The sequence below is a fragment of the Sphingomonas sp. Leaf20 genome (assembly GCF_001421535.1).
Lineage (GTDB): Bacteria > Pseudomonadota > Alphaproteobacteria > Sphingomonadales > Sphingomonadaceae > Sphingomonas.
Genome location: NZ_LMKN01000008.1, coordinates 208522 through 225610, shown reverse-complemented (window position 1 = coordinate 225610; position 17089 = coordinate 208522). Strand labels below are relative to the sequence as shown.

Here is a 17089-nt window from a genome sequence, read left to right as displayed (position 1 = left end):
AGCCTTAAGGCGTGCCCGACGCATTCCCCGCCGACCCTGTCGCCGAACCCGTCGAAGCTTCCGCGGACGGCGACGGGGTTTCGCCTGCTGCGGCCCCCGCAGTCCCGGCAGCGGTCGTCGCGGCACCCGACAGGCGCGCGGCGATCGCCACCGCGCCGACCCGGACGTCCTTGATCGCACGCTCGCCGGTGCCGAGCGGCGGGACGTTGGCGCCGTTCAACGTCACGGTCAGCTTGTCGGGGCGACCGACGTTGATCATCGGATCCTTCGCATCGCGCGGCACGTCGAACCGGTCGCCCGGCTTCATCGTGCCCAGATACAGCGTCTTGTTGTCGGCGTCATAGACGCGCATCCACACCTCGTCGGTCGCCGCGAGCGTCACCTGGCCCGTCTCCGGGGTCGGCGCGGGCGCCACGACGGGTGCGGAGGCGGCCGGTGTCGCGCTCGGCACTTCGGCAACGGTGGTGGTGGCCCCCGTCGACCCCGCGCCGCCGCGGAACAGATCGGTGCCGTACCACAGGCCGACGAGCACCAGCACCGCCAGCGCGATCCCGAGCGCGACGATCGCCACGCCGCGCGACGGCACGCGCGCAGGGTCGGCCATCTCGTATGGCGCATATTCGGGCGTCCGGCGCACGACGCTGCCCAGTTCGGCGCGGACCATGTTGGCGACGCGCACCTCGTCCGCGCCGACCGCGCGCGCATAGGCCTTGGCGAACCCGACCGCGTAGGTCGATGACGGCAGCGTGGCATAGTCGGATGCCTCGATCGCCTCGAGATGGCGCAGCGGCACGCGCGTGCGCGCGCCGACATCGGCCATCGTCAGCCCCTGATCCTCGCGCGCGGCACGCAGGATGTCGCCAGCCCGATCGGGCGTGGCGGGCGCAGGAATCTGCCCGGTTGCGACGTCGTCCATTATACTCTCCGATTGCGGGCCGTACCGGTCACCCGCCAGGCAGGTCATGTTCCAGAGCCTATACCGCGTGTCAACGCGAACCCCCCAGCCAAACCGCGCTTCAGGCCAGTTCGACGCCGTTCTGCGTCGCCCAGTCGGTGAGCGCCGCCCGCATGTCGCGCGGCGGGTCGGCGAGAAGCGTCGTCATGTGCGCCGTGATCGCGCCGAGATCGAGCGATCGCGCCATCGCCTTGATCGGTCCGACCGCCGCGGGCGTGATCGACAGCCGGTCGATCCCGATCCCCGCCAGCGCCATCGCCTCGAGCGGTCGCCCGCCCATCTCGCCGCAGACGCCCAGATCGACCCCCGCCGCACGCGCCGGCGCCACCAGCCGGGCGAGGAAGCGGAGGATCGACGGGCTCAGCCAGTCATAGCGTTCGGCAAGCTTGGGATTGGCGCGGTCGGCGGCAAACAGGAACTGCGTCAGGTCGTTGGTCCCGACCGACAGGAACTGGATCTTGGGCAGCAGGATGTCGAGCATCTCGGCAAGCGCGGGCACCTCGAGCATCGCGCCGTAGCGGATCGTCGTTGGCAGCTTGCGCCCGCGCCCCGCGAGCCACGTCCGCTGCGCCTCGAACAGCGCCTTGGCCTCGTCGAATTCCCACGGCTCGCTGACCATCGGGAACATGACGTTGAGCGTACGCCCCGCCGCCGCCTCGAGCAGCGCGCGCGCCTGCACCTTCATCAGCCCGTCGCGCTCCAGCCCGAGCCGCAGCGCGCGCCAGCCCATCGCCGGATTTTCCTCGTCCGCCGCCGCCTTGTTGAGATAGGGCAGCGCCTTGTCGCCACCGATGTCGACCGTGCGGAAGATCACCGGCCGATCGCCCGCAACGTCGAGCACCTCGCGGTACAGCCTCTGCTGCCGCTCGCGCTGCGGCAGCGTGGCGGAGACGAGGAACTGGAACTCGGTGCGGAACAGGCCGATCCCGTCCGCGCCGGTCACGTCGAGCGCGGCGGCATCGTCGCGCAGGCCGGCGTTGACCATCAGCGTCAGCCGGTGGCCGTCCTTCGTGATCGGCGGCACGTCGCGGAGTGCGGCGAACGCCGCGCGCCGCTTCTGCCGCAGCGCGAGCCGCGCCTCGAATGCCTCCTCCATCGCCGCGGACGGGCGCGCGAAAACGTTGGCGTCCGCGCTGTCGAGCAGCAGCAGGTCGCCCTCCGCGATCAGCCGCCGCACGTCGCGGACGCGGCCGAGCACGGGCACGCCCATCGCGCGCGCGACGATCGTGACATGCGCGGTCAGCGACCCTTCCTCGAGGATCACGCCCTTCAACCGGCGCTTGTCATATTCGAGCAACTCGGCCGGCCCCAGGTTGCGCGCGATCAGGATCGTGTCCTGCCGCAGCCCCATCTGCGCCGCGGTGCCCATCTGCCCCGACACGATCCGCAACAGCCGGTTCGACAGGTCCTCCAGATCGTGCATCCGGTCGGCGAGCAGCGGATCGTCGATCTGCCGCATCCGCTGGCGCGTACGCTGCTGGACGCGCTCGATCGCCGCCTCCGCGGTCAGCCCGGAATCGATCGCCTCGTTGATCCGCCGCGCCCAGCCCTCGTCATAGGCGAACATCTTGTAGGTCTCGAGCACCTCCTCATGCTCGCCGCCGACGCCGAATTCCGCCTCGCGCGTCATCCGCTCGATGCCCTCGCGCATCTTGTCGAACGCGGCATAGACGCGGTGCCGCTCGGCATCGGTATCCTCGGCGACGGTATGCTCGATATGGATGCGCGGCTGGTGGAACACCGCGAAGCCCGACCCCATCCCGTCGACCAGCTTCTGGCCGGCGATCCGCATCGCCGCGGTCGATTGCGGCCGATCCGACCCGCCACCCGCGGTGTCGATCAGCCCGGCATTGGCGATCAGCTCGCTCAGCACCATCGCGACGGTCTGCAGCGCCTCGATCTCGACGTCTTGATATTTGCGCTTTTCGGCATGCTGCACCGCAAGAACGCCCACCGAGCGTTCGCGCCGGATGATCGGCACGCCGGCAAAGCTGTGATAGCGCTCCTCGCCGGTCTCGGGCTTGTACGCGAAATCGGGATGGCTCGCCGCCTCGTCGAGGTTGAGCACCTCGACCTGTTCCGCGATCGTCCCAACCAGCCCTTCGCCGAGCGACAGCTTGGTGACGTGCACCGCCTCCTGCGCAAGCCCGCGCGTCGCGAACAGCTCGAGCACGCCTTCGCGCAGGAGATAGATCGAACAGACCTCGCTATCGATCGCCGCGGCGATGATGCCGACGACCGAATTGAGCTTGGCTTGCGCGGTCGTGCGCGCGGCCATCACATCGTGAAGGCTGGTGAGGATCTCGCGGGCGGAGGCGGCGGCCGAAACGGGCATGGTCTCGAGCTACCAGAACATCGGCTTGGGTGCCACGCAACAAAAGCGTCGTCGCGCAGAAGCTGGATCGACCATTCGTATCCGCCGCGCGGTGGTCACACGTCGAACAGTCCGTCCTGGCTCCCGACCGGCGGATTGAGCCCCAGATGCTTCCACCCGCCCGCGTTCATGCACCGCCCGCGCGCGGTCCGCGCGACGAGGCCGAGCTGGATCAGATACGGCTCGATCACCTCCTCGATCGTGTCGCGCGGTTCGCTGAGGCCCGCCGCGAGCGTCTCGACCCCGACCGGCCCGCCGCGATAGATGTCCGCGATCATCATCAGATAGCGCCGGTCCATCGCGTCGAGCCCCAGCGCATCGACCTCGAGCCGGTTGAGCGCCGCGTCCGCGGTGCGCGCATCGACGATCTCCGCGCCCGCGACATCGGCAAAGTCGCGGACCCGGCGCAGCAGCCGCCCGGCGATCCGCGGCGTACCGCGCGCGCGCCGCGCTACCTCCATCGCACCATCCTTCGAGATCGCGAGCCCGAGCAGCCCCGCCGCACGCGTCACCACCCGCTCGAGCTCGTCAACGGTATAGAATTGCAGCCGCACCGGAATGCCGAAGCGATCGCGCAGCGGCGTCGTCAGCAGCCCCTGCCGCGTCGTCGCGCCGACCAAGGTAAAGCGCGGCAGGTCGATCCGCACGCTGCGTGCCGACGGCCCCTCGCCGATCATCAGATCGAGCGCGCGGTCCTCCATCGCCGGGTACAGCACCTCCTCGACCGCGGGCTGCAACCGGTGGATCTCGTCGATGAACAGCACGTCGCCATCCTCGAGATTGGTCAGCAGCGCGGCGAGGTCACCCGACTTGGCGATCACCGGCCCCGAGGTGGCGCGGAACCCCACCCCCATCTCGCGCGCGACGATCTGCGCGAGCGTGGTCTTCCCGAGCCCCGGCGGCCCGAAGAACAGCACATGGTCGAGCGCATCGCCACGCGCCTTGGCGGCCTGGATGAAGATCCGCAGATTTTCGCGCGCGGCCTTCTGCCCGACGAATTCGTCGAGATTCTTGGGGCGCAGCGCGGCGTCCACATCCTCGGGGCGACGGGCTGGCGTCAGCAGGCGTTCGGCATCGGTCATCAAGCTGCGTTCCCTACCCGTTCACGCCCGCCCCTGTCATCCCCCGTATCCACCGCCTCCCTCGTCACCCTCTTCGTCACCCTGACGAAAGTCAGGGCCCAGAGCCAAAAGTGCTGCCCCGGGTAACCCTGGATCCTGACTTTCGTCAGGATGACGGACGGTGGCGTATCGAGGGCGAAGACGAACGACGCCCGTCCCCTACCACCCGCAACCAAACCCCACTTGGCCAACACCCGCCCGCCCCCTAGCATCGCGGACATGGCCCTTCCCGACCTCTACATCGCCTCGTCCATTCCGCTCCCGCTCGACGCCGCGCTCCGCGATCGGTTCACCATCCACCGCGATACCCCGCCAGCGTCGACCCGCGCGCTCGTTGGGGGCGGCACGACGCTGGTCGACGCGGCGTTGCTCGCGCGGCTCCCCGCGCTCGAGATCGTCGCGATCCACGGCGTCGGCCACGACCGGATCGACCTCGCCGCCGCCACCGACCGCGGCGTGGCGGTCACGACAACGCCCGGCGTGCTGACCGACGATGTCGCCGACCTCGCGATCGCGCTGATGCTGGGGGTGCAGCGCCGGATCGCCGCCAACGACCGCGCCCTGCGCACCGGCGGCTGGTCGGTCCCGCTCGGCCGGCGCGCGAGCGGCCGCGATATCGGCATCTTCGGCCTAGGCCAGATCGGCACCGCGATCGCCCGCCGCGCCGCGCCCTTCGCCGCGCAGATCCATTACGCCGCGCGACACCCCAAGCCGCATCCCGACTGGATCTTCCACACCGACATGACGAGCCTCGCGCAGTCCTGCGACGTGCTGATCCTCGCCGCGCCCGGCGGCGACGCCACCCGCGGGATCGTCGACGCCGCGATCCTCCGCGCGCTCGGCGCCGACGGCATCCTCGTCAACATCGCGCGCGGCAGCCTGGTCGACGAACCCGCGCTGATCGCCGCGCTGCAGGCCGGGACCATCGCCGGCGCAGGGCTCGACGTCTTTGCCGACGAGCCGCACGTCCCCGACGCGCTCGCGACGCTCGATCAGGTCGTGCTCGCCCCGCACCAGGGTAGCGCCACCGAACAGGGGCGCGCCGAGATGGCCGCGCTCGTGCTCGCCAATCTCGACGCACATTTCGCGGGGCAGGCGCTGCCCACCCCGCTGCGGCGTTAGGGGATCAGCCGGTCCGCGCGGAGCTGCGCGAACAGGTCGAAGAACGCGTCGTCGGTCGGCTGATAGCGCGTGAAGCCCAGCCGCCGGCTCTTGCCCATGTCGGTGACGACCTCGATCGGCCGACCGAGATCGGCATCGGTGTGCCACGGCGAGGCGAGCCGCGTAAGATCGGCCTCGACCAGCCCCTCGCGCTGCGCGATCCGCTGCCACACGACCGCATCGTCCGCCATCTGCTCCTCGAGCGGTACGACCGTCCCGTCGAATGGCGCCGCCTCGATCCCGAACCAGTCGGCGATCCGCGACCACATCCAGCTCCAGCGAAACACGTCACCGTTGACGATGTTGAAGTCCTCGTTCGCCGCCTCGGGCGTCGTCGTCGCCCAGACGAGCTGCGCCGCGAGCTGGCGCGCGTCGGTCATGTCGGTCAGCCCGTTCCACTGCGCCGCCGATCCCGGAAAGCGGAACGGCCGCCCGGTCTCGCGGCACAGCGTGGCATAGGCCGCCAGCGTCGTCCCCATGTTCATCGCGTTGCCGACCGCCTTGCCGATCACCGTGTGCGGACGGTGCACGCTCCAGTTGAACCCGTCACGATCGGCCGCCGCGAAGACCTCGTCCTCCTGCGCGTAATAGAAATTCTCGACGTCGAGCCGGCCCTGCTCCTCGCGGAACGGCGTCTGCGGCAGCACGCCCTTCCCATACGCCTCGAACGGCCCGAGATAATGCTTGAGGCCCGTCACCAGCGCGACATGCCGCACCGACTTTGCGGCACGCAGCCCGTCGAGCAGGTTGCGGACCATCGCACCGTTGACGCGGATATTCTCCGCCTCGGTCGCCTGACGCGACCAGGTCGAGACGAACACCGCGTCGGGCGCCAGGTCCTTCAGCGCGGCGGCGGTGCCTGCCGCGTCGGTCAGGTCGGCGGCGACCGGGTGCACGCCGGGCTGGTCGGACGGACGCCGCGCTAGGCCATACACCGTCCACCCCTGTTCGATCAGCAGCGCCGCCGTCGCGCTGCCGACAATACCGCTCGTGCCAACCACCAATGCCGTCCGGGCCATCGTCATTCTCCGTTTCGCTTGAACGCGGTAGCTAGGCATCGCCCGCGGCGCGTTCTAGACGGCACCATTCGGGGCCCCGGGCACCTTCCGGGACCCAGCGACGTTCAGGGACCCAGCATGACAACGCCCCCCGATCACGATCCCGCCCCGGTTGCCGACGACTGGCGCGAGGACTGCGCACCGCGCCGGGTGCTCGACCTCTTCGCGACCAAATGGACCAGCATGGTGCTCCACACGCTCGACGCGCGGCACGAGGGCGGCGCGCGCACCGGCGTCCTTCACCGCAGCCTGCCCGGCATTTCGAAGAAGATGCTGACGCAGACGCTGCGCGACATGGAAGGCAGCGGGCTGATCCTGCGCGACGTGCTTGCGACGATGCCGCCCGCGGTCGAATATCGCCTGACGCCGCTCGGCAGGCGGTTCGTCGAGCCCGTCAACCTGCTCTACGACTGGGGCCGCACCAATGCCGACGCGCTCGACGCATTCGGCCCCGGCCCCGCGCCCCGCCGGTCCGCGAAACGGCCCAAGACCGACTGACGTTAGGGCTTCGACGCCTTGCGCAGCGCCAGCCGGACGAGCGCGTCGAGCGTCGCACCCGGCCCCAGCTCCTCGTCCGCCGCCGCCACCGCGACGCTCGCCTCGGCAGGCCGGAAGCCCAGGTTGAGCAGCGCCGACACCGCGTCCGCCGACGCACCCGGCGCCGCATTGACCACCGCGGGGCCGAGCCCGAGCGCGATCCCGCCGACCTTGTCCTTCAATTCCATGACGATGCGTTGGGCGAGCTTCGGCCCGACGCCGTTCGCGCGCGCGACCATCGCCTTGTCGCCGCTGGCGATCGCGCGCGACAGGTCGACGGGTTCGAGCGCGGACAGGATCGCGAGCGCGACCCGCGCGCCGACGCCCTGCACCGCGGTCAGCAACCGGAACCAGTCGCGCTCGTCCGCGCTCGAAAACCCGACGAGCCGCTGGAAATCCTCGCCGACCAGCAATTCGGTGAAGACGGTGCACGCCTCGCCGATCGGCCCGAGCGCCGACAAGGTGCGCGCCGACGCGCCGACGAGATAGCCGACCCCGCCGACGTCGATCACCGCATGGTCGATCCCGGTCGAATCGAGCCGGCCCTTCAGATGAACGATCATGCCCCTACTCCCGTGCGTCGCGACAGCGCCGCCGCGCTCGCGACATGATGCGCGTGCGTGATCGCCACCGCCAGCGCGTCGGCGGCATCGGGGCCGGCGAGCTTCGCGCCGGGCAGCAACACCGCCATCATCGCCTGAATCTGTTTCTTGTCCGCGCCGCCGGTGCCGACGACGCCCTTCTTGACGGTCGAGGGGTGATATTCGCCGATATGCAGCCCCGCCCCCGCCGCCGCGAGCAGCACGACGCCGCGCGCCTGCCCCAGCTTCAGCGTCGACTGCGCATTGGTGTTGCCGAGCACTTCTTCGACCGCAGCGCCATCCGGCCGCTCCGCACGGATGACGTCGAGCAACGCCGAATACAATGCCGTCAACCGCCGCGGCAGCGCCATCGACGGATCGGTCCGGATCTGGCCATTCGCAATATGGCTCAGCCGGTTCCCATCCGCCCGAATGACGCCCCAGCCCGTGGTGCCGAGGCCGGGGTCGAGTCCTAGAATAATCATAGGGAAGAAGGTGGGTTCACGCGGAGACGCGGAGACGCGGAGGGGGTGCGCATTTTGCGACCGTCGCGCGTCAGCGCGACCTTCACGCCGTCGGGCTGGCCGATCGGCGATAGGCCGCTGACGCGGAAGACGAACCCGCGCAGGGCATCTCTCCGCGCCTCCGCGTCTCCGCGTGAAAACACCTTCTTCATCTCAACCCCAACGAATCAACCCAGCGTCTCCATGATCTCGTCCGAGACCTCGTAATTGCCCCACACCGTCTGCACGTCGTCGTCGTCGTCAAGCGCATCGATCAGCTTGAACAACGTCGCCGCATCGTCTGCATCGACCGCGACCATCGTCTGCGGGCGCCAGGCGAGCTTCGCGCCCTCGGCCTCGCCAAGCTTCGCCTCGAGCGCCTTGGCGACTTCGTGCAGGTCGCCCTGCGCGGTCCAGACCTCGTGCCCGTCCTCGCTCGACGTGACATCCTCGGCCCCCGCCTCGAGCGCAGCCTCGAACACCGTGTCGGCATCGCCCGCGCTGGCGGGATAGGAGATCAGCCCGACGCGGTCGAACGCATGGCTCACCGACCCGCCCGCGCCCAGATTGCCGCCATTCTTGGCGACCGCGACGCGGACGTTGGTCGCGGTGCGGTTGCGGTTGTCGGTCAGCGCCTCGATGATCAGCGACACGCCGCCGGGGCCAAAGCCCTCATAGCGGATCTCTTCGTAATTCTCGGCATCGCCCTTGCTCGCCTTGTCGATCGAGCGCTGGATGTTCTCCTTGGGCAGCGACGCCGCCTTGGCCGCGTTCACCGCCGCACGCAGGCGCGGGTTCATGTCGGGATCGGGCAGGCCCATCTTCGCCGCGACCGTGATTTCCCGGCTGAGCTTGCTGAACGCCGACGAGCGCTTCTTGTCCTGCGCACCCTTGCGATGCATGATGTTCTTGTATTTGGAATGGCCTGCCATCTGTGCCTCTATAGCTGATGCGCCGCTCTTAGGCTCCGGGGCCCGTTTTCGCCAGTGCATCGATTTTGGCCTCGATCGCGTCGAGCCGCGCGAGCACCAGATGATCGATCTTGTGATGCACGCGCAGGATGTCGAGCTCGGCGCGCAGATTGGTCTCGTAATCGAGGCTCGCGGCGAGCCGGTCCTTCGCCGATTGCCGGTTCTGGCTCATCATGATGATCGGCGCCTGGATCGCGGCCACCGTCGACAGCAACAGGTTGAGGAAGATGTAGGGATAGGGATCGAACGCCCGCCCGAAATACGTGAGGATGCCCGAATTGAGCAGCATCCAGCCAAGCAGCACCGCGGTGAACGCGATGATGAACCCCCACGACCCGCCGACCGCCGCCACGCGGTCCGACAGCCGCTCGCCGACCGTCGCGCGTTCGTCGGCGAGGTTGGCGGCGTCGCGACTGACCGTCGTCCCCGCCTCGATTCCCGCGAGGACGCGGCGTTGCGCGTCGTCGAGCTCGCCCGGGCGCTTGCCGAGCAGGCGTTGCGAGAGATCGTCGAGCGGAGAGGATGTGGCCATACCGCACGGCGTAACCGCGATTGGGGATAATAACAGCCAATCCGTCATCCCGGGCTCGAGCCCGGGATGACGAAGGACTTGCGACGCAAGCCGCAAAGACTCCTTGCCCCGATGCGCCCGCACCTGCCAAACGCGCGGCATGACGGTTAGCGTGAATATGGGCACCGACGGCAATGGTAGTGCCGTCGGCGTCGACCTGGAGGAACTACTCGCCACGCGCCTGCTGGTGCAGGGCAATTCGGGATCGGGAAAATCGCATCTGCTGCGCCGGCTGCTCGAGCGATCGGCGGGGCATGTCCAGCAGATCGTGATCGATCCCGAGGGCGATTTCGTGACGCTCGCGGGCCCGCATGGTCACGTCGTGATCGAGGCGGGCGACTATAGCGAACGCGAGATTTCGCGGATCGCCACCCGCCTGCGCGAACATCGGACGTCCGCGGTGCTCAGCCTCGAGGGGCTCGAGGTCGAGGGGCAGATGCGCTGTGCTGCGTCGTTCCTGTCCGCGCTGTTCGATGCGCCGCGCGAGCATTGGTATCCGGTGCTGGTGGTCGTCGACGAGGCGCAGATGTTCGCGCCCGTGACGGGCGGCGAAGTGTCCGAAGAGGTCCGCCGTGCCTCGCTCGCGGCGATGACCAACCTGATGTGCCGCGGCCGCAAACGCGGCCTTGCCGGCGTGATCGCGACTCAGCGCCTCGCAAAACTGGCGAAGAACGTCGCGGCAGAGGCGTCGAACTTCCTGATGGGCCGCACCTTCCTCGACATCGACATGGCGCGCGCCGCCGATCTGCTCGGCATGGAGCGGCGCCAGGCGGAGGCGATCCGCGATCTTCAGCGCGGCACGTTCATGGCGCTCGGCCCCGCGGTATCGCGGCGGCCGATCACGGTGAAGATCGGCGACGTCGCCACCTCGGCGCGCAGCGGCAGCCCCAAGCTCACCCCCCTCCCCAGCGCCGCGCCGATGGACCTGCAGGACCTGCTGTCCGAGCCGGTGGTCGACGCCCCCGAACTCGGCCTGCTCTTCGATTCGCGCCCGCGTCGCGTGCCGGCGGAGGAACTGCTCGACGGCATCGCCCGCCCGCCCGAGCCGCGCACTGCCGCACCGCCGCCACCCGAAAAGACCGACGACGAGGTCGAGGCGGTCTATGCCGATGTGTTCCGCGCGATCGTCGAGGATCCCGAATCGACGCTGCGCCCGCCCTCGGTGCTGTTCCAGGATTTCCAGGTGCGCTGCCGGATGGGCGGGCTCGCCAAGCCCCCGCTCGACCTGCCGGGCTTCGTCCGTCGGCTGAGCTGCGCGCGCGCGGGGATCTTCGACATGACCGACGAGGCGTGGACGGCGGCGCTCGACGTCGCGGGCGGGCTGCCCGACGACATGCTCGGCGCGTTCCTGCTGATCGCCCGCGCAGCGCGCGAAGGCGAACCCTGCCCCTCCGACGCGCGCATCGCCGCGACCTATGGCACCAGCTCGCTCGGTCGCGTGAAGCGCCTGATCGGCTATATCGAAAGCCGCGAACTGATCGTCTGCCGCACCGACCTCGCGGGCAAGCGCTCGATCACGATCCCGGGACTGGGCTGGACGACGCTCCCGGCAGAGGCGGCGTAGCTACAGGGCGAACGCGAAGACCAGCCCCGCAACGACGCCGATCTGCACCATCGCGATGATCTGGAGGCGGCCGACGAACGGCTGCTTGCGTGTCTTGTGGCGAAAACGACGGCGCGCCCAAAAGGCGCCCGGGCTGCCGCCGAGCGCTGCGAACCACAGCAGTCGCGATTCAGGGATACGCCATGCGCGGGCAAGCGATCGGCGCTTGTCGAGCGCGAACGCGGCAACGGTGACCGCGTTGATCAGCAGAACCAGGAGTAACGCCGCAGCGATCGGGACGAGCATGTCTCACCGGTACCGCGGCGGCATTGACGCAGCGTCCCCCCCGGCGTCGATGACGCATCGCGAGGGAGACACCGCGCAGGGTCCGATCGTCAGATCATCCCCAGTGCCTGGAGATACACCTCGAGGATCGCCTCCTCCTCCTGATACTCTTCCTTCTTCTTCTTGCGGATCGACAGGATCTTGCGGATCGCCTTGGGGTCGTACCCACGGCCCTTGGCTTCGGCCATCACGTCCTTGATGTCGTCCGAGATCCCCTTCTTCTCTTCCTCGAGGCGCTCGGCGCGCTCGATCAGCAGGCGCAGTTCGTCCGCTGCGACCGCGCCGCCGCCCATGCCGTGTTGCCGTTCGTCAGACATCGAAAATTCCCCACTCGCGGGCGCCTCGGGCGCCGGCCTCAAATCAATCGAATTACCCCACGCCGATGATCGCCGTTACATGACCAATCGGGTCAAAGCGTGAATCATGCCGATGCGGATGCGGGCCAGCGTCTAGGCGTTTACCGTGTTCGGCTCAAGCGATCCGACAGCGAATACCGCCTCAGTCGACCGCGTTCTTGGCAACGCTTTCCTTCATCCGTTCGAGCTGCTCGGGCGTCGCGTCGCCCTGATGATGCGCCTTCCACTCTGCATACGGCATCCCGTACACCGTCTCGCGCGCTGCGTCCTTCGACAGCCCGCCCGCGTCCTCGACCCAGTCCGACAGGCAGTTGCGGCAAAATCCCGCCAGACCCATCAGGTCGATGTTCTGCGCATCGTCGCGGTGGCGCAGATGGCGGATCAGGCGGCGAAAGGCTTTCGCCGCTACGGCATCGTCGAGTGTGTCCAGCGTGTCGGTTTCGGCGGTCATGATCATGCTCCGTGGTTGATCGCGCGGAGATAGGGTTTAAGGCCCGTCGCGGCAAAGAGCTTCCCCGAGGAAACCGCACGCATGACCATCGCCATCGCCCCCCGCTTGCGGAAAGTCCGCATCCTCGCGACGCTTGGACCCGCGAGCAGCACCCCCGAAATGATCGCGACGCTGTTCCGTACGGGTGCGGACGCGTTCCGCATCAACATGAGCCACGGCGACCAGCAGTCGAAGATCGCGGTCATCCAGGCGATCCGCGCGCTCGAAGCGGAGTTCGGCCGCCCCTCGACGATTCTCGCCGATCTCCAGGGCCCCAAGCTGCGCGTCGGCAAGTTCGACGACGGCCGCACCGTGCTCGAGACCGGTTCGACCTTCATGCTCGACCGCGACACGACGCCGGGCGACGCGACCCGCGTCGAGCTACCGCATGACGAGATCTTCGCCGCGATCGAGCCGGGCGCGCGCCTGCTGCTCGACGACGGCAAGCTGGTGCTGCGCGTCGTCTCGCACAGCCCGCGCGAGATCACGACGCGCGTCGAGGTCGGCGGTGCACTGTCGAACAACAAGGGGCTGAACGTCCCCGACGTCGTGCTGCCGATGGCCGCGCTGACCGAGAAGGATCGCAGCGATCTCGACTTCGCGGTCGACCAGGGCGTCGACTGGATCGCGCTCTCGTTCGTCCAGCGCCCCGAGGATCTCTGGGAAGCGCGCAAACTGATCGGCGGCAAGGCCGCCCTGCTCGCCAAGATCGAGAAGCCCGCCGCGATCGAGCGGCTCGAGGAGATCGTCGAGGCGTGCGACGGCGTGATGGTCGCGCGCGGCGATCTCGGCGTCGAGATGCCGCCGCAGGCGGTGCCGCCGCTGCAGAAGCGCATCGTCGAGGTCTCGCGGCGCATGGGCCGCCCGGTGGTGGTCGCGACTCAGATGCTCGAATCGATGATCACGTCGCCGTCGCCGACGCGCGCGGAAGTGTCCGACGTCGCGACCGCGGTCTATGACGGCGCCGACGCGATCATGCTGTCGGCCGAGAGCGCGGCGGGCGCATGGCCGGTCGAATCGGTCGCGATGATGGACGCGATCGGCGTCTCGGTCGAGGCCGACCCCGAGCATGGCGACCGGATGCACTTCACCGTGATGAAGCCCGATCCGACGACCGCCGACGCGCTCGCCGAGGCGGCGAAGAACATCGCCGCGACGGTGTCCGCGGTGGCGATCATCTGTTTCACGACCTCGGGTTCGACCGCGCGCCGGATCGCGCGCGAGCGGCCTTCGGTGCCGCTGCTGGTGCTGACCCCGAACCTCGAAACGTCGCGCCGGCTCGGGCTGTTGTGGGGCACGCACGCGGTGCACACGCGCGACGTCGAATCGTTCGAGGACATGGTCGCCAAGTCGAAGCGCATGGCGCTGCGCCACGGCATGGCGAAGGCGGGCGACCGCGTGATCGTGCTGGCGGGCGTGCCGTTCCGCACGCCCGGCTCGACCAACGTGCTCCATGTCGTCCGGATCGTCGGCGACGAGCTGAAGGGCCATCACTCGCAGGTCTGAGGCGGCTCCCCCCTAGCGCTCCCTCCCCAAAGCTCCCCCCTAGCGCTCACCCGCCAAATCCGCGATGGCTGGCAAAAGGACCGGACGGGGGAGCAACCGCATGACGCTACGGGAAAAGATCGGCTGGGGCGCGATGAGCCTGCTGGGGGCGTGCGCGCTCGCGGTGGTGGCGTTCCAGCGCGGCGAGCAGGTCAACGCGCTGTGGATCGTCGCCGCGTCGGTCTCGGTCAACCTGATCGCCTATCGCTTCTACGCCCGCTACATCGCGCGTAACGTCATGCGGCTCGACGCCACGCGTCCGACCCCGGCGATCCGCCGCGCGGACGGGCTCGACTATGTCGCGACCGACCGCAACGTCCTGTTCGGCCACCATTTCGCCGCGATCGCCGGTGCCGGACCGCTCGTCGGTCCCGTGCTCGCCGCGCAGATGGGCTATCTCCCCGGCACGCTCTGGATCCTCGCCGGCGTCGTGCTGGCGGGCGCGGTGCAGGACTTCATGATCCTCTTCATCTCGATGCGCCGCGACGGGCGATCGCTCGGCGAATTGATCCGCATGGAAATGGGTGCGGTGGCGGGCACGATCGCGCTGATCGGTGCCTTTGCGATCATGGTCATCATTCTCGCGGTGCTCGCACTGATCGTCGTCCGCGCGCTCGCGGGCAGCCCCTGGGGACTGTTCACCGTCGCGGCGACGATCCCGCTCGCCTTCGCGATGGGGATCTACACGCGCTGGATCCGTCCGGGCCGCATCGGCGAGGTCTCGATCCTCGGCGTCATCGGGCTGCTGCTCGCGATCGTCTATGGTGGCCAGGTCGCCGAATCCGCGATCTGGGGTCCGTTCTTCACGCTGACCCCGGTGCAGCTGTGCATCCTGATGGTCGGATACGGCGCGGTCGCGTCGGTGCTGCCGGTCTGGCTGCTGCTCGCCCCGCGCGATTACCTCTCGACCTTCCTTAAGATCGGCGCGATCGTCGCGCTGGCGATCGGTATCGCGGTCGTCGCACCGCCGCTGCGCATGCCCGCGCTCACCAAGTTCATCGACGGCAGCGGCCCGGTCTGGTCGGGCGGGCTGTTCCCGTTCCTGTTCATCACGATCGCGTGCGGCGCGGTGTCGGGCTTCCACGCGCTGATCGCCAGCGGCACCACACCCAAGCTGATCGCCAGCGAGGGTGACGCGCCCTTTATCGGCTATGGCGCGATGTTGATGGAAAGCTTCGTCGCGATCATGGCGCTGGTCGGCGCGACGATCCTCGATCCCGGCATCTATTTCGCGATGAACAGCCCCGCCGCGGTGCTCGGCACCGACGCCGCGTCGGCGGCCGCCGCGGTCACCAACATGGGCTTCGCGATCACCCCCGAGGCGCTGGCGCAGGCCGCGCGCGACGTCGGCGAGACGACGATCATCAGCCGCACCGGCGGCGCGCCGACGCTCGCGGTCGCGATGGCGGAAATATTCAGCAACCTGATCGGTGGTCAGGCGATGAAGGCGTTCTGGTATCACTTCGCGATCCTGTTCGAGGCGCTGTTCATCCTGACCGCGGTCGATGCCGGCACGCGCGCCGGGCGCTTCATGCTGCAGGACCTGATCGGGCTCGTGGTGCCGTCGTTCCGCAATGCCTCGGCGATCGGCCCGGGCATCGTCGCGACCGCGCTATGCGTCACGGCTTGGGGCTTCTTCCTCTACCAGGGCGTCACCGATCCGCTCGGCGGCGTGAACACGCTGTGGCCGCTGTTCGGCATCTCGAACCAGATGCTCGCCGCGGTCGCGCTGATCCTCGCCACGGTCGTGCTGTTCCGCATGAAGCGCCAGCGTTATGCCTGGGTCACGATCCTGCCCGCCGCGTGGCTGTGCCTGTGCACGATCACCGCCGGGCTGCTGAAGCTGTTCTCGAGCGATCCGAAGGTCGGCTTCCTCGCGCATGCCTCCAAGTTCGCAGACGCAGCGGCGCGCGGTGAGATCCTCGCCCCCGCCAAGACGATGGCGGAGATGCAGCGGATCATCTTCAACGACCGGATCGACGCCGCGCTGATCGCGCTGTTCCTCGGCGTCGTCGTCTCGATCCTCGCGTTCGGCATCCGCACCTGCCGCGCCGCGCTCAAGGTCGATCATCCGACCGTCAGCGAGATCCCGCCCGCGATGGTCCCCGCGGAATGACACGGTCCTTCCGCACCGTCCTCGCCCGCGCGCGCGAAACCGCGCTGATGATGGTCGGCCAGCCCTCCTATACCGCCTATCTCGAGCATATGGCGCAGCATCATGAGGGGCACCCGCCAATGGATGCCGCGGCGTTCTTCCGCGACCGCGAACAGGCGCGCTACGGCGGCAAGGGCGGCGGTCGCTGTTGCTAGAGGCGCGTACCGCCGTCGCCGCGATTCGCGCCGCGACCGCGCCCGATCATGACCGCGTCGATGCGGCCTATGGCGCGTTCGATCTCGCCGACCGGACCCGTTACGCGGTCTTCCTGCGCGCCCATGCCCGCGCGCTGCCCGCCGCCGAAGCCGCGCTGGCCGCACGACCCGGCCTGCCCGACTTTCGCCGGCGGGCGCCGCTCCTCGCCGACGATCTTGCCGCGCTCGGCGAGCCCGCGCCGCCACCGCTGCGCTTCGTGCTGCCCGAGGGCGAGGCCGCCGGCTGGGGTGCGCTGTACGTGGTCGAGGGATCGCGGCTCGGCGGGATCATGCTTGCCCGATCGGTCCCCGCCGATCTGCCCGCCGCCTATCTCGGTGCGCGGCATCGTTCGGGCGAATGGCGCACGTTGCTCGCGGCGCTCGACGACGCCGCCACGCGCGCCGGCACCGACCGCTGGATCGACGAGGCGATCGCAGGCGCCCGGGCCACCTTCGACCTCTACCGCCGCGCGGCATGACTTCGCCTCGCCATGTACAGTAGATCGCTTAACATTGTATAGATAGTCATAGTCTGACGGAAGTTTTGGCTCCGACCCGGATCAGTATCCGCCCCGGCTATCGACAGCCGTTCATTTCGGTGCAACCTTCGACCCGCCCATCACGGAACC

Annotated in this window: 18 protein-coding genes; 7 read left to right on the top strand and 11 right to left on the bottom strand. The window is 68.9% G+C overall.

Translation table 11 applies throughout. From position 1 onward, the window contains the following. Positions 1-4: 4 nt before the first annotated feature. From ASE72_RS09335 to ruvB, 3 genes are all read right to left on the bottom strand, one after another. Complete coding sequence (locus ASE72_RS09335) at positions 5-916, bottom strand: helix-turn-helix domain-containing protein (RefSeq protein WP_056020022.1); 912 nt, start codon at positions 914-916, stop codon at positions 5-7. 100 nt (positions 917-1016) lie between these two features. Next, positions 1017-3290 carry a phosphoenolpyruvate--protein phosphotransferase gene (gene ptsP, locus ASE72_RS09330; protein WP_056020019.1) on the bottom strand — a complete coding sequence of 758 codons (2274 nt, stop codon included), beginning with the start codon at positions 3288-3290 and terminating at the stop codon, positions 1017-1019. A gap of 95 nt (positions 3291-3385) precedes the next feature. After that, entirely contained in the window at positions 3386-4411 is a 1026-nt protein-coding gene (gene ruvB, locus ASE72_RS09325; RefSeq protein WP_031440317.1) for a Holliday junction branch migration DNA helicase RuvB, read from the bottom strand. Positions 4412-4669: 258 nt separating this feature from the next. On the opposite strand from ruvB, the gene ASE72_RS09315 reads away from it, so the two are divergent. Then, on the top strand, positions 4670-5572 hold the full coding sequence (locus ASE72_RS09315) for a 2-hydroxyacid dehydrogenase (RefSeq protein ID WP_200916222.1): 903 nt from the start codon (positions 4670-4672) through the stop codon (positions 5570-5572). Here the strand turns inward: ASE72_RS09315 and ASE72_RS09310 are convergent. Further along, a complete protein-coding gene (locus ASE72_RS09310) occupies positions 5569-6630 on the bottom strand; it encodes an SDR family oxidoreductase (RefSeq protein WP_056022049.1) in 1062 nt (353 codons plus the stop codon). The two genes, ASE72_RS09315 and ASE72_RS09310, sit on opposite strands and share 4 nt — an antisense overlap. A 117-nt stretch (positions 6631-6747) precedes the next feature. Between ASE72_RS09310 and ASE72_RS09305 the strand changes: the two genes are divergently transcribed. Next, positions 6748-7167 carry a winged helix-turn-helix transcriptional regulator gene (locus ASE72_RS09305; protein WP_056020013.1) on the top strand — a complete coding sequence of 140 codons (420 nt, stop codon included), beginning with the start codon at positions 6748-6750 and terminating at the stop codon, positions 7165-7167. Positions 7168-7169: 2 nt separating this feature from the next. On the opposite strand, the gene ruvA is transcribed toward ASE72_RS09305, so the two are convergent. The 4 genes from ruvA to ASE72_RS09280 all read right to left on the bottom strand — a co-directional run bounded on the left by ruvA (position 7170) and on the right by ASE72_RS09280 (position 9793). Further along, positions 7170-7769: a Holliday junction branch migration protein RuvA gene (gene ruvA, locus ASE72_RS09300; protein WP_056020010.1), complete on the bottom strand. Its 600-nt coding sequence runs from the start codon at positions 7767-7769 to the stop codon at positions 7170-7172. Further along, positions 7766-8272, bottom strand: coding sequence for a crossover junction endodeoxyribonuclease RuvC (gene ruvC, locus ASE72_RS09295; RefSeq protein ID WP_031395213.1), 507 nt, complete (start codon positions 8270-8272; stop codon positions 7766-7768). Before ruvC ends, ruvA begins: the two co-directional genes overlap by 4 nt. Before the next feature lie 206 nt (positions 8273-8478). After that, positions 8479-9222 carry a YebC/PmpR family DNA-binding transcriptional regulator gene (locus ASE72_RS09285; protein ID WP_056020004.1) on the bottom strand — a complete coding sequence of 248 codons (744 nt, stop codon included), beginning with the start codon at positions 9220-9222 and terminating at the stop codon, positions 8479-8481. A gap of 28 nt (positions 9223-9250) precedes the next feature. Next, a complete protein-coding gene (locus tag ASE72_RS09280; RefSeq protein ID WP_056020002.1) occupies positions 9251-9793 on the bottom strand; it encodes a DUF1003 domain-containing protein in 543 nt (180 codons plus the stop codon). Between the two features lie 139 nt (positions 9794-9932). Here ASE72_RS09280 and ASE72_RS09275 point away from each other — a divergent pair, with 139 nt between their 5' ends. Then, complete coding sequence (locus ASE72_RS09275) at positions 9933-11396, top strand: ATP-binding protein (protein ID WP_056019999.1); 1464 nt, start codon at positions 9933-9935, stop codon at positions 11394-11396. Here ASE72_RS09275 and ASE72_RS09270 read toward each other — a convergent pair whose 3' ends face one another. From ASE72_RS09270 to ASE72_RS09260, 3 genes are all read right to left on the bottom strand, one after another. Next, a complete protein-coding gene (locus ASE72_RS09270; protein ID WP_056019997.1) occupies positions 11397-11681 on the bottom strand; it encodes a DUF1294 domain-containing protein in 285 nt (94 codons plus the stop codon). 89 nt (positions 11682-11770) lie between these two features. Then, a complete protein-coding gene (locus ASE72_RS09265; RefSeq protein WP_197942503.1) occupies positions 11771-12013 on the bottom strand; it encodes a DUF2312 domain-containing protein in 243 nt (80 codons plus the stop codon). Positions 12014-12218: 205 nt separating this feature from the next. Then, the gene (locus ASE72_RS09260; protein ID WP_156350337.1) at positions 12219-12527 is read right to left on the bottom strand and encodes a DUF1244 domain-containing protein; all 309 of its coding nucleotides are present in this window, start codon (positions 12525-12527) and stop codon (positions 12219-12221) included. 81 nt (positions 12528-12608) lie between these two features. On the opposite strand from ASE72_RS09260, the gene pyk reads away from it, so the two are divergent. From pyk to ASE72_RS09240, 4 genes are all read left to right on the top strand, one after another. After that, positions 12609-14072, top strand: a complete 1464-nt coding sequence (gene pyk, locus ASE72_RS09255) for a pyruvate kinase (RefSeq protein WP_056019991.1) — start codon at positions 12609-12611, stop codon at positions 14070-14072. Between the two features lie 100 nt (positions 14073-14172). Further along, positions 14173-16227, top strand: a complete 2055-nt coding sequence (locus ASE72_RS09250) for a carbon starvation CstA family protein (protein ID WP_056019988.1) — start codon at positions 14173-14175, stop codon at positions 16225-16227. Next, positions 16224-16421 (top strand): YbdD/YjiX family protein, encoded by a 198-nt coding sequence (locus ASE72_RS09245; RefSeq protein WP_056019985.1) that lies wholly within the window; start codon positions 16224-16226, stop codon positions 16419-16421. The genes ASE72_RS09250 and ASE72_RS09245 overlap by 4 nt, the downstream gene beginning before the upstream one ends. Then, on the top strand, positions 16415-16939 hold the full coding sequence (locus ASE72_RS09240) for a biliverdin-producing heme oxygenase (RefSeq protein ID WP_056019981.1): 525 nt from the start codon (positions 16415-16417) through the stop codon (positions 16937-16939). The genes ASE72_RS09245 and ASE72_RS09240 overlap by 7 nt, the downstream gene beginning before the upstream one ends. The last annotated feature ends 150 nt before the right edge of the window (positions 16940-17089 follow it).

Coding starts and splice junctions, on each gene's coding strand:
- ASE72_RS09335 (WP_056020022.1), bottom strand. CDS start 916: ATGGACGACGTCGCAACCGGGCAGATTCCTGCGCCCGCCACGCCCGAT.
- ptsP (WP_056020019.1), bottom strand. CDS start 3,290: ATGCCCGTTTCGGCCGCCGCCTCCGCCCGCGAGATCCTCACCAGCCTT.
- ruvB (WP_031440317.1), bottom strand. CDS start 4,411: ATGACCGATGCCGAACGCCTGCTGACGCCAGCCCGTCGCCCCGAGGAT.
- ASE72_RS09315 (WP_200916222.1), top strand. CDS start 4,670: ATGGCCCTTCCCGACCTCTACATCGCCTCGTCCATTCCGCTCCCGCTC.
- ASE72_RS09310 (WP_056022049.1), bottom strand. CDS start 6,630: ATGGCCCGGACGGCATTGGTGGTTGGCACGAGCGGTATTGTCGGCAGC.
- ASE72_RS09305 (WP_056020013.1), top strand. CDS start 6,748: ATGACAACGCCCCCCGATCACGATCCCGCCCCGGTTGCCGACGACTGG.
- ruvA (WP_056020010.1), bottom strand. CDS start 7,769: ATGATCGTTCATCTGAAGGGCCGGCTCGATTCGACCGGGATCGACCAT.
- ruvC (WP_031395213.1), bottom strand. CDS start 8,272: ATGATTATTCTAGGACTCGACCCCGGCCTCGGCACCACGGGCTGGGGC.
- ASE72_RS09285 (WP_056020004.1), bottom strand. CDS start 9,222: ATGGCAGGCCATTCCAAATACAAGAACATCATGCATCGCAAGGGTGCG.
- ASE72_RS09280 (WP_056020002.1), bottom strand. CDS start 9,793: ATGGCCACATCCTCTCCGCTCGACGATCTCTCGCAACGCCTGCTCGGC.
- ASE72_RS09275 (WP_056019999.1), top strand. CDS start 9,933: ATGACGGTTAGCGTGAATATGGGCACCGACGGCAATGGTAGTGCCGTC.
- ASE72_RS09270 (WP_056019997.1), bottom strand. CDS start 11,681: ATGCTCGTCCCGATCGCTGCGGCGTTACTCCTGGTTCTGCTGATCAAC.
- ASE72_RS09265 (WP_197942503.1), bottom strand. CDS start 12,013: ATGGGCGGCGGCGCGGTCGCAGCGGACGAACTGCGCCTGCTGATCGAG.
- ASE72_RS09260 (WP_156350337.1), bottom strand. CDS start 12,527: ATGACCGCCGAAACCGACACGCTGGACACACTCGACGATGCCGTAGCG.
- pyk (WP_056019991.1), top strand. CDS start 12,609: ATGACCATCGCCATCGCCCCCCGCTTGCGGAAAGTCCGCATCCTCGCG.
- ASE72_RS09250 (WP_056019988.1), top strand. CDS start 14,173: ATGACGCTACGGGAAAAGATCGGCTGGGGCGCGATGAGCCTGCTGGGG.
- ASE72_RS09245 (WP_056019985.1), top strand. CDS start 16,224: ATGACACGGTCCTTCCGCACCGTCCTCGCCCGCGCGCGCGAAACCGCG.